The 11168-nt window shown below is 63.6% G+C and carries 10 protein-coding genes; 7 read left to right on the top strand and 3 right to left on the bottom strand.

Translation table 11 applies throughout. The features are described 5' to 3' along the window. Both QZY01_RS15615 and QZY01_RS15620 read left to right on the top strand, forming a co-directional pair. Window positions 1-1435, top strand: a 1435-nt coding sequence (locus tag QZY01_RS15615) for a methylmalonyl-CoA mutase family protein (protein ID WP_294538764.1), incomplete at its 5' end; no start/stop codon positions are given. Continuing rightward, on the top strand, window positions 1432-1902 hold the full coding sequence (locus QZY01_RS15620; RefSeq protein WP_294538767.1) for a GNAT family N-acetyltransferase: 471 nt from the start codon (window positions 1432-1434) through the stop codon (window positions 1900-1902). The genes QZY01_RS15615 and QZY01_RS15620, both read left to right, overlap by 4 nt. Window positions 1903-2086: 184 nt before the next feature. Here QZY01_RS15620 and QZY01_RS15625 read toward each other — a convergent pair whose 3' ends face one another. Then, window positions 2087-2686 carry a superoxide dismutase gene (locus QZY01_RS15625; protein ID WP_294538769.1) on the bottom strand — a complete coding sequence of 200 codons (600 nt, stop codon included), beginning with the start codon at window positions 2684-2686 and terminating at the stop codon, window positions 2087-2089. Between the two features lie 188 nt (window positions 2687-2874). Between QZY01_RS15625 and QZY01_RS15630 the strand changes: the two genes are divergently transcribed. After that, window positions 2875-4047, top strand: a complete 1173-nt coding sequence (locus tag QZY01_RS15630; protein ID WP_294538771.1) for a hypothetical protein — start codon at window positions 2875-2877, stop codon at window positions 4045-4047. Window positions 4048-4057: 10 nt separating this feature from the next. On the opposite strand, the gene QZY01_RS15635 is transcribed toward QZY01_RS15630, so the two are convergent. Beyond that, entirely contained in the window at window positions 4058-6226 is a 2169-nt protein-coding gene (locus tag QZY01_RS15635) for a S9 family peptidase (protein ID WP_294538773.1), read from the bottom strand. Between the two features lie 356 nt (window positions 6227-6582). Between QZY01_RS15635 and QZY01_RS15640 the strand changes: the two genes are divergently transcribed. Next, window positions 6583-7008: a MucR family transcriptional regulator gene (locus QZY01_RS15640; RefSeq protein ID WP_294538776.1), complete on the top strand. Its 426-nt coding sequence runs from the start codon at window positions 6583-6585 to the stop codon at window positions 7006-7008. Window positions 7009-7129: 121 nt separating this feature from the next. On the opposite strand, the gene QZY01_RS15645 is transcribed toward QZY01_RS15640, so the two are convergent. Then, a complete protein-coding gene (locus QZY01_RS15645) occupies window positions 7130-7504 on the bottom strand; it encodes a hypothetical protein (RefSeq protein WP_294538780.1) in 375 nt (124 codons plus the stop codon). A gap of 362 nt (window positions 7505-7866) precedes the next feature. Between QZY01_RS15645 and QZY01_RS15650 the strand changes: the two genes are divergently transcribed. The 3 genes from QZY01_RS15650 to QZY01_RS15660 all read left to right on the top strand — a co-directional run bounded on the left by QZY01_RS15650 (window position 7867) and on the right by QZY01_RS15660 (window position 10830). Next, window positions 7867-9684 carry a HAMP domain-containing sensor histidine kinase gene (locus QZY01_RS15650; RefSeq protein ID WP_294538782.1) on the top strand — a complete coding sequence of 606 codons (1818 nt, stop codon included), beginning with the start codon at window positions 7867-7869 and terminating at the stop codon, window positions 9682-9684. 106 nt (window positions 9685-9790) lie between these two features. After that, the gene (locus QZY01_RS15655; protein ID WP_294538786.1) at window positions 9791-10495 is read left to right on the top strand and encodes a peptidoglycan-binding domain-containing protein; all 705 of its coding nucleotides are present in this window, start codon (window positions 9791-9793) and stop codon (window positions 10493-10495) included. Beyond that, the gene (locus tag QZY01_RS15660; RefSeq protein ID WP_294538789.1) at window positions 10492-10830 is read left to right on the top strand and encodes a DUF1491 family protein; all 339 of its coding nucleotides are present in this window, start codon (window positions 10492-10494) and stop codon (window positions 10828-10830) included. Before QZY01_RS15655 ends, QZY01_RS15660 begins: the two co-directional genes overlap by 4 nt. Window positions 10831-11168: the final 338 nt, after the last annotated feature.

Raw genomic sequence — 11168 nt, forward strand, 5'->3', positions numbered from 1 at the left:
GGTCCAGGAACTGGCTTTCACGTTGGCCGACGGGCTGGAATATGTCCGCGCTGCGCTCTCCCAGGGCTTGAAGATCGATGCTTTCGCGCCGCGCCTCAGCTTCTTCTTCGCCATCGGCATGAATTTCTTCATGGAGGTCGCAAAGCTGCGCGCCGCCCGCCTGATCTGGGCAAAACTCGTCAAGGACTTTGGGCCGAAGTCGGAAAAGAGCCTGCCCCTGCGCACCCACAGCCAGACCTCGGGCTGGTCGCTGACCGCGCAGGACGTGTTCAACAACGTCATCCGCACCCAGATCGAGGCGATGGCGGCGACGCAAGGCCATACCCAGTCGCTGCACACCAATGCGCTCGACGAGGCGCTGGCGCTGCCGACCGACTTTTCCGCCCGCATCGCCCGCAACACCCAATTGTTCCTGCAACAGGAATCCGGCACCACCCGGATCATCGATCCGTGGGGCGGCTCCTATTATGTCGAAAAGCTCACCGCCGAACTGACGCAAAAGGCCTGGGCCCATATTGGTGAAGTCGAGGCGCTCGGCGGCATGTCCAAGGCCATCGAAGCCGGAATACCCAAGCTGCGCATCGAGGAGGCGGCCGCCAAGACCCAGGCGCGCATCGATTCCGGCAAACAGGCGGTGATCGGCGTCAACAAGCTGCGCCCGACCGACGAAAAGCCGATCGACGTGCGCAAGGTGCAAAACACCACGGTGCGCACGCAGCAACTCGAAAAGCTCCGGCGCCTGCGCGCGGAGCGCAACGAGGCCGAGACGCAGGCCAAGCTCGACGCCTTGACCGAGGGCGCGAAAAGCGGCGCCAATCTGCTGGCGCTGGCCATCGAGGCGGCTCGGGCCAAGGCCACGGTCGGCGAAATTTCTTATGCGCTGGAGAAGGTTTTCGGACGCCATCGCGCGGAAATCAAGAGCATCTCCGGCGTCTACAAGCGGGAGGCCGGGGTGAATTCGACCGCAATCGCCAAGGTTTTGGGGCAGGTTTCGGCTTTCGAGGAACATGACGGGCGCCGTCCGCGCATCCTCGTCGCCAAGGTCGGCCAGGACGGCCATGATCGCGGCCAGAAGGTGATTGCCTCGGCTTTCTCGGATCTCGGTTTCGACGTCGATATCGGCCCGCTGTTCGCCACACCCGAAGAGGCGGCGCGCCAGGCGGTGGAAAACGACGTGCATATCGTCGGCATTTCCTCGCTGGCGGCGGGCCATCTGACGCTGGTGCCGGCTCTGCGCGAGGCGTTGGAAAAGGAAGGCCGGCCCGACATCATGATCGTCGTCGGCGGCGTCATTCCGCCGCAGGATTTCGACGCGCTCTATCAGGCGGGCGCCTCGGCGATCTTTCCGCCCGGCACGGTTATTTCCGAAGCGGCGGGCAAGCTGATCGACGAATTGAGCGCGCGGCTGGGCTATTCCAAAGCCGCCGCCGAATGACGCTGGCGGAAGCGTTGGCCGGGCCGGAGCGTGACGAACTTGTTGTCACGCTCGAGAGCCACCCCGACGAGACGACGCAGATCGTGCTTCTGAGCGGCCTCGCCGCCTATAATGAATCGCGTGTCGGCCCGGATCCGGTGCGCCAGCCGCAAAACCATCTCTGCATCGCCGCCCGCGACGGCGACGGCCGGGTCCGGGGCGGCCTGCAGGGCGTGACCATCGGCGCCTGGCTGGCGATTGATCTCGTCTGGGTCGAAGAGGCGTTTCGCGGGCAGGGCGCTGGCTCGCGGCTGTTGGCTAAGGCCGAGGCGGTCGCGGTTGAGCGCGGCTGCAAATGGTCGATTCTGGCGACCTTCGAGTTTCAGGCCCCGGAATTCTATCTCGCCCGCGACTATGTCGAATATGCCCGGATGGAGGATTTTCCGGCGGGGCATACGCGGTTTCAGTTGCGGAAGGCGTTGGCGTGAGGCCGGGCGTCCAAGGAATTAAAACTGGAGCCTCGGCGCGCTCGTTATCGCGGCGCCAATGGAGACGATGGGCAGGACAGGGAACAATACTTCCGCGCGAATGATGAAATCGGCTTCGTCGCAGCCCGCAAAACGAAAAATTGGGGCCGCCCAAAACCCTCGGGCGGCCCGGCCTCAAAAAAACTCAGCCAATCGCTTTTTCAAGCTGGGCTTCGACATATTCCCAGTTCACCAGATTGCTGATCACCGCCTTGATGAAATCGGGGCGGCGGTTGCGATAGTCGATGTAATAGGCGTGTTCCCAGACGTCGATGGTCAAAATCGGGGTCGCGCCATGGACCAGCGGGTTTTCGGCGTTCGGGGTCTTCGACACCGACACCTTGCCGTCCTTGACCGCCAGCCAGGCCCAGCCCGAGCCAAATTGCGTCAGGCCGGCCTGCGCCAGATCCTCAAGCGCCTTTTCGACCGAGCCAATGCCCTCGATCAAGGCTTTTTCGACCTTGCCGGGGACTTTGCCGCCGCCGTTCGGCTTCAGATATTTCCAGAATTCGGCATGGTTCCAGACCTGGGCGGCATTGTTGAACACCGGGGCGTTCTTGCCAAAGGAGCCGGTGATGACCTGCTCGATCGGCAGGCCTTCCCATTCCGTCCCCTTGATCAGGTTGTTGCCGTTGGTGACATAGGCGGCATGGTGCTTGTCGTGGTGGAATTCGAGGGTTTCCGCCGAGGTATAGGGCTGGAGCGCGTCATAGGCGTAGGGAAGGGGATCGAGAACGAAGGTCATGGTATCTCCTGTGAAGGATCGCGCCCGGAAAGGCCGCGCGAAGGGGAAGGTAAAGACCGTGCGCGATGGAAGCAAGAACGCAGCCGCCGCCATTTGGCGCCCTTGCGGTATCGAAATTAACCCTTTACCCCTAATGTTACATTTTGATGGCCTTTTGGGCCGAGAAATTTCCCGCGAAAGGCGGCAAAGTGAGAGCGGACCGAACCGTCATTGTCATTGGCGCCTTTCTTTTCGCGGTCGGACTGGCGGTGGCCTGGAACGGCTATGGCTATGTTCAGCTCGAACGCGGCTGGACGCAGGTGATCTCCGGAACTTTTGCCGCCTGCACAGGCCTCGTGCTCGTCGCCCTCGGTCTGGTGCTGCGCGAGTTGGAGAAAATCGCCTCCTCCGCCGAAAGGGCGACGCTGCTGCTCGCAAGGGGTCGATCCGGCTTTGCCAGCGAAGCGGCGTCCACGCCGCCGCCCGCGCCAACTTACGCGCCGCCGTTGGAGGAAGACGAGGCGCCCGCACCGGAGATCGCAGAGTCGGCGCCGGCTCCTGCGGAGACCGTCAATCCGCGACCGAACAGCCCGCTCTCGTGGATGGTGCGCGGCAATCGTCCGGCGCCGGAGCCGGAAACGCCGCAAGCGGCAGCCGGCGACGCGTGGCCGCGCCAACCGCTCGCCCAGCCATTCGAGGATCGGGTCGAACAACCCGTCGTTCCAGAGCCGGAGTTTGCGCGCGAGACTTTTGTCCCCGCGCCCGAACCGGAGCCTTTGGAGCCGCAGGCGCCCGAGCCTTGGCCCGAACAGCATGAAGAACATTTGGGCGACAGCCCGCCTGAGCCGGAGCCTGAAATCGCTCATGCGCAGGAGATCGAGCCGGAACCCGAACCCGAGCCGCAACCGGAACCCGTTCACGAACCCGCACCCGAAATCCATCCGGACCATGCGCACGAAGTCCATCCGGACCATGCGCACGACGTCCGCCGCGAGACCGAGCGCGACGAAAGCCACGTGCTTCAACACGAGTTTGGCCACGCGTTTCCGCAGGAAGTCGGTGACCCGCTTCCGGACGAAGCGGTTCATGAAACTTTCGCCGAAGCCGTTCATGAGCCGGTCGCCGAAACGGTCCATGAGCCGGTCGCCGAAAACCCCCACGACCCGTTCGCCGAAACCGGCCATGCCGCGCCGCATGCGCCCGATACCGCCGAACCGGCGGGCGATTCAGCGACCAAGCCGGCGGTCATCGGCGAATATGATGCGCAAGGCGCGCATTACATCCTCTATGCCGACGGCTCGATCGAGGCCGAGACCTCGCATGGCGTCTATCGCTTCGCCTCGATGGCCGAACTGAAGCGCTTCATCGAGGGCGAGGGGTAGTCTCCCGCCGTCACTCCCCGCCGCCGATCGCCTCGATGGCGAAGGCCTGCCGCAAGGCGATTTCGTCGAGTTCGTCGTAGCGTCCCGAGGCGCCGCCATGGCCGGCCGCCATATTGGTCTTGAGCAGAATTGGGCCGCCGCCGGTCATGCGCGCGCGAAGCTGCTGCGCCCATTTGGCGGGCTCCCAATAGGTCACGCGCGGATCGGTCAGGCCGGCTTCGATCAGCATCGGCGGATATTCCTGCGCCGTGACGTTTTCATAGGGCGAATAGGACAAGAGCCGGCGAAATACCTCGGCGCTCTCAATTGGATTGCCCCATTCGCGCCATTCCGGCGGCGTCAGCGGCAGCGAGGCGTCGCAGATCGTGTTGAGCACATCGACGAAGGGCACTTCGGCGATCAGGCCGGCGAAAAGTTCGGGGGCGAGATTGGCCACCGCCCCGATCAGCAATCCGCCGGCGCTGCCGCCTTCCGCGACGATTTTTCCGGGCGCGGCGATTTTTTCAGCATAGAGATGGCGGGCGCAGGCGATAAAATCGTCGAACGTATTATGCTTGTGCTCCAGCTTGCCATTGTCGTACCAGCGCGAGCCCTTTTCGGTTCCGCCGCGCACATGGGCGATGGCGTAGACAAAGCCGCGGTCGATCAGGCTGAACAGGTTTTCGTCGAACGCGTCTGGCAAGGCGACGCCATACGCGCCATAGCCATAGAGCAGCACGGGGCGGGGTCCGGGCGCAAAATCCCGCCGCCAGACCAGCGACAGCGGCACCGTCTCGCCATCGGGCGCCGGCGCGAAATCCATCCGCGACCGATAGGCCGAAGCGTCATGGCCCGAGGGGATTTTCTGCCGTTTCAGCAGGGTGCGGCTCTGTGTCGCCAGATCGATGTCGTAGATTTCCTGCGGCTCGGTGAGCGAGGAATAGGACAGGCGCAAAATTGGCTGTTCGAAGGCGAAATTGCGCTCAAATCGCAGATGATGGCAGGGCGAATCGAAGGAGATCGCCTCTTCTTGCGCGTCGTTTGCGCGGAAAACCAGCATTGGCCGGCAGTTCTCGCGCTCGAGCCAGACCAGAAAGCCGGCGAAGACCGTGGCGTTGAAGATCATCCGGCCGGGGCGATGGGGAACTTCTTCGCGCCATTCGCTGGTTTCGGGACTGTCGAGATGTTCGAGCGCAATGCTGAGCAGCTTGTAGTCGAAGGCGCCGTCGGCGTTGGTGCGCATGTAAAGCCTGTCCGCGCCCGGCTCGACGTCGTAGCGCAAGCCGGGGCGTCGTGGCAGGATTTTGCGCGCCGGAGCCAAAGAATCGGTCAGATTGGCGACAGTGAGATCGATCAGCCAGCATTCCGAGCAATCGTGGTCGCTGACCGTGACAATGGCGTAGCGGCGCGAACGGGAGGCGCGCAGGTGAACGAACCACGCCGGGTCTTTTTCCTCGAACACCAGAACGTCGCCGGCGGGGTCGGAGCCGATGCGATGCAGGAATACCTGGGCGGTGCGGAAGTCCTCGTCCATCCGGGTGTAGAGAAAGCCCCGCGAATCGCTCGTCCAGACGATGGTTCCGTCGCTGTGCCCGACCACATCGGCGCCGTCTTCGCCACTCGCCAGATCGCGCCAGGATATGTCGTGCAATTCATTGCCGTTGTCGTCGCGGCTCCAGGCCAGAAGCCGGTGATCGGGCGAGTGCAGGGCCTCGTCGAGGCTGAAGAAAGCCTTGCCCTCGGCCTGCCTGTCGCCGTCGAGAAGAACCCGTTCGGCGCCGCCATCGGCGGGACGCCGGCAGACCAGCTCATGCTGGCCTTCCTCGCGATAGCGCCGGTAGTATAGAAAGGCGCCGTCGCGCGCCGGCGGGTCGCAATCGGTCTCGTCAATTCGGCCAATCAATTCTTCCAGAAGCATCGAAGCGCGTTGTTCGACCTCTTCCAGCGCCTTGTCGGCATAGTCGTTTTCCGCTTCCAGCAAAGCGCGAATCGGTTGCGGCAATTTTTCGGGATTTTCGAGCGCCTCCCGCCAGTTGTCGGCGCGAATCCAAGCGTAATCGTCACAGGTTTCAAGGTCATGGCGGCGTTGCAGCAAGGGGCGGCGGGCGGCGTGCGGTGGCGTCAGCCGATGGGCTTTGGCGAAAGGCGGCATGGCGGTCTCGTTGTTTGCGGCGCCCGAACGGGCGGTTTCTGGTAACATGAAAAGCGCCTGTTCGCCTCCCCGCAATTGGCGTCAAGGCCATGAAATCCGGGCGACTGACGGGATCGGGCCGGTCGGCGGGCGGGGCTTTTCCACCAGCAGCGCTTCGCGCAAAGAGGCATGATTTATTTGCGGCGCCGGCTCCAATTCTTTTCCAAGTTGCAGCGCACAAACAAACATCCGAAGAAAATCGTCGATTACCGTTAGAGAGATATTGCAAAGCCCGTTGAACTGGCCTATTTAGAAGTCTATGGGCTCTATACCACTGCTCCCTGCAACGTATTAGCCGCCTATGCCGTCTGCGCAGGTTGCAGCTGAAAAAAAATGCAATCCGCCCCAAGGAAAGACTCGAAGCTATGACCGACGCAATCTCCCAAAATTACATTGAACTGGCCGCTGACATCGTTTCCGCCTATGTCAGCAATAATTCCGTCCCGACCGCTGATCTTCCGACCTTGATCGGTGAAGTTCACGCCGCTTTGGTGCGCGTGACGAGCGGCGCCGTTCCAGTTGTAACCGAAGCGCCTAAGCCTGCCGTTCCGGTCAAAAAATCCATCACCAACGACTTCATCATCTGTCTGGAGGATGGTAAACAATTCAAATCGCTCAAGCGGCATCTGCGCACCCAGTATAATATGTCGCCCGAAGACTATCGCGAAAAATGGGGCCTCGGCGCCGATTATCCGATGGTCGCGCCCAATTACGCCAAGGCGCGCTCGCATCTGGCCAAACAAATGGGTCTCGGCCAGCAACGCCGCCGCGTGCGCGTAGGCGCCAAATAATCCATTCCGGCCGGTTCGCTCCGGCGCGGCCCAGCACAAAGCCCGGGTTTCGCGATTGCGACGCCCGGGCTTTTTTTTGCGCGACCTGTCGTTTCGCGGCCCTGTTCTTGGGGGTCTCCGGTCACTCATGTCTGCCGGCGTCGGCGGCGACGCCGGGGCGCAGCCGCCAGGCCGGCGCCCGGTCGCCGGGACCAAGCGTGTCGCGGCTCGCCGTCGGGTTCGGGTTCGCCCCCTGCGGCGCGAGCCGAGCTGCGCGGGCGACAAGAGCCAGGCATTTTTCGGGTTCGGCGCGGCATTGCCGGCTCGCCGCCTCCAGCGGGAGGGCGCCGAGGCCGGCGGCGCTTTCCTTTTGAATGCTGCCGGCGCTTTCTTTGGCAATTCTGGCGGCGACCGCCGCGCGCCCGTCGAGCAGCGCGGCGGGGTCGAAACCTTGCTGTTCGGCGATATGGCTGAAGACCAGGCCAAGCCAGAACAGGCAACGCAACAGGAAGAACATTTTGACGCCTTTCACACCGATGGCGGGAAAGCTAGCAGCGACGCGTCGAGATTAAATCAAAATTATCCGTCAAATGCCGGCATGGATGTTAAAGCAATTTTTACTTGCCGCTTTTCCGGGCCGAATCCGTCGAATCGGGCGCCAGGGTCGTCCGTGCGCGCCGCGGGCCCGCCGGCTGTCCTGCCTGAAAAGCGGCGGGCATTGCGGTCTGGCAAGAAAGCCGAAACCATGTTGCGACATTGGCGGCGCCTATGACGCTTAGTCGTCACGTCTGTTTAGAATTCACTTAACAGCCGGAGCGCATTGTCAACGCGTTGAGACGCCGCCTGCGCCGCGTCGCCCGCAAGGTTAAAGCCCCTTCGATGTCGCGTATGGTCCCTCACATGGTTGCGCCTGCCGGCCCGGCCTCATCGCCCGGCGAAGCGGAGCGCTGGCGCCACGCGCATTTCATTACGCTGCGCCTCGCCCTGACCCTGCCTTTCATGGCGCTGGCGCCGATCTACCTTCTGCTGCGTGGCGCGCCGAGCAATTGGGACGCGCTCGCCTTCGCCTTTCTGCTCGCGCCTCTGGCCGGCGTTTATGCCTTGCAGCGTTTCGGGCGTTTCGACATCGCCCAGACCATCTGCCTCGCCGCCATGGTCTCGCTTGGCGTGACGCTCTGCTGCGCCCATGGCGCCCTGACGGTCGCGGCTTTCGCCTGTTTCCTGCTGGCGCCGATCGAGGCGGCGATGGGCGGCGATTCGCGCCTCGCCGCCGGCGGCGCCGCCTTGTCGCTCACCGCCGTCGCAGTTGTCGCGGCTTTGGGCGCCTTCGGTCTTTTGCATCCCCGGGGGGAGCCGGGAGAAAATTTCGACTCCGCCATCGTCGCGGCGGCGACGCTTTACGCGGCGCTGCTCGCGGTGTGGAGCGCCCGCGCCTTCGAGAAGCGCGACGCCTGCGCGAGCGACAGCTTTAGATCCTACCGCGAACTGACCGAGACGGTCGGCGACATGGTGCTGCAACTCGATCGGTCCGGCGCGGTCCTGCGCGTGGTGACCGAACCGGTAAAGGCCCTGCGCTGCGTCGCCGCCGATTTTCTGGCGCGCGGCCTGTTCGAGCGCATACTTGTTTCCGACCGGCCGAAATTCCTCAAGGCGATCTGGGACGCGACGCTGTCCCGGCAGGCGGGAAACGTCGAATTCCGGCTTCGCGCGGGGCCGGAACCCGCGCAAGGCGCGCAAGCTTCGCCGCCGCAATTCGTCTGGGTCGAGATGCGCGTCCATTGCCCCGCCACCTCCGAAGGCATGCTGATGGCGATCTTGCGCGACATGACGCCAATGCGGGAGGCGCGCGAGGCGCTGGAGGCGGCGCGCGAGGCCAGTGAGCGGTCCAATCTGTGGAAGGACCGTTTTCTCGCCAATGTCAGCCATGAGTTGCGCACGCCGCTCAACGCCATCATCGGCTTTTCGGAAATGCTCGGCCATCCCGACCTCGCCCCGAAAGACCCGCGCCGCCAGCGCGAATATGCCGACATCATCCATGTTTCCGGCCAGCATCTGCTTAGCCTCGTCAACATGATTCTCGACATGTCGAAGATCGAGGCCGGCCGTTTCGAAATCGAGCCTGAGCCCTTCGATCTCCCGGAATTGCTGGCTTTCTGCTGCGATGTCGTAAAACTCAAGGCCGACGCCAAGAGCATCGCACTGACCCGCGCCTGCCCGGCTTTGTTCGACGAAATCGTCGCCGACAAGCGCGCCTGCAAGCAGATTTTGCTCAACATCCTGTCCAACGCCGTCAAATTCACTCCCGAGGGCGGCAAGGTCGCCCTCACCGCGCGCCCTGACGGCGGGTTTGTCGAAATCACCGTCTCCGATACCGGAATCGGCGTTACCCAGAACGATCTGTCGCGTCTCGGCGATCCGTTCTTTCAGGCGCGCGCCACCCATGACCGGCCTTACGAGGGCGCCGGGCTCGGCCTGTCGATCGTGCGCGGCCTGGTCGGCCTGCACGGCGGCGCGATTTGCTTCGAGAGCGCGCCTAACGAGGGCGCATGCGTCACGGTGCGGCTGCCGCTCGATTGCCGCGTCGGCGCCAAAAACGCCGCCACGCCCTTGAAGATCGAGACTTTGGCGCGGCGCGGCCGCGTCGTCGGGCTGGAGCCCGTTCGACAAATTCCCGCTTGTCGAACCGGCTTCGGTTAAGTGTTCAACCGCATAATTTTGGCCAAAAAGTCTCCAGCTTTTTGGGAATATGCACTGGCGCAAGCGCTCAGTTCCCCTTTGCGCTCCAACTTGCAGGTGAAGAAAATTGCGTGAGATCGCCGCCGCCTCCGATTTCGATTTCGTCTCCGTCGAGCCGCGCCGCCCCGCCAGGGGCTCTGCGCGACCGGGCAAGGGCCGCGCCAAAAAGGCCAGAGCCGGGACGTCCTGGTTCAGCGCGATCTGGCGCTACCGCACGCCGGCGCTTGGCGTCGCCGCGCTTGGCGCGCTGCTGGCGGCGGTGGTGGTCAATGCCGTCTACATGCAGCAAACCCGCCATCCCGCGCCGCTGTTTGGCGCGACCTTCAAGGTCGAGGCGCCGAAGCCGCCGCCGCGCCCGGCGCATCTCGACGCGCTGCTGGCCGAGAAAATGCCCGGCGCCGCGCTGTCGAAGGTCGCGGCGCCCGCCGCCGCGCTGGCGCCCCCGCCGGCAGCCGCAAGTTCTCAGGCGTCCGGCGCCGAATCGGGCGCCGCGCCACTGAGGCATAAAGCCGACGCCATCGGCGCGCTGCTGGCCGAGAAAAACGTCGAGAAGAAAAGCGCGGCTGCGCCGGTCGCGGCGAAAACCATCCTGTCGGCGCAGCGCGCCCTGCAAAAACTCGGCGCGCCGGTAAAGCCCGACGGCGCTTTCGGCGCGACGACGAAAAAGGCGCTGGAGACGTTCCAGCGCGACAATCATCTGCCGGTCACCGGCGAATTGACTTTGAGGACCCGTAACTTGCTGGCGGCGCGCTCCGGCCTGCCACAGGAATGAACCGGCTCCGCTCCGACATCTGGGTCGCCGCGTTTCTGCGCCGCTGTTCGTCGGAGGGGGTTGTCGCGGTATTGCGGCGGCGAGGTTCGCCCGAGGCGGGCGCCATCGCCGTGCGGATTGACCGGCTCGACGGTTTCTCGGCTTTGTTTTCACCGGCGCCGCAAAGCGAGGAGCGCGAAGGCTACGACCGCCTGTTCGCCCGCGCCCATGGCGAGGAATGGCTGGAGAACGAAAAGATCGAGGGAAAAATCGCGCGCGAGATCGCCTTCGATTCCGACCTGTGGATCGTCGAGGTCGAAGACCGCAAGGGGCGGAATTTTCTGGATTTGGCTTAAGGCGCGCCCATTTTGGTAAATGAAATCTGCCGCTTGACGGACCATACCGATAGCAGGAACCCGCTCATTGCTGACGATGCCGATAACGCCCGAGAGCTTGTCAACGCTAACCGTTCCGGTCGTTGCCCCAAATTGCGGAGGCGCGGCCGACATTGTCTTGCGCGGGCAATCCTCGCCTGATTTGGAGCGCTGGCTTCAGTGTGCCGCAGCAAGCGGCGTGAGAGATGAGGGTAGGTCCCTCGCCATCGGCTTGCAGGAGCGGGTGGCAAACCACCGTAAGCGGCGTGGATCAAAAGTCCGGGTCGTGAGCGTTACGGAAAAGGCGCTTCAAAGCGTCA

This window comes from uncultured Rhodoblastus sp. (genome assembly GCF_903903185.1).
In the GTDB taxonomy this organism is placed as follows: domain Bacteria; phylum Pseudomonadota; class Alphaproteobacteria; order Rhizobiales; family Beijerinckiaceae; genus Rhodoblastus.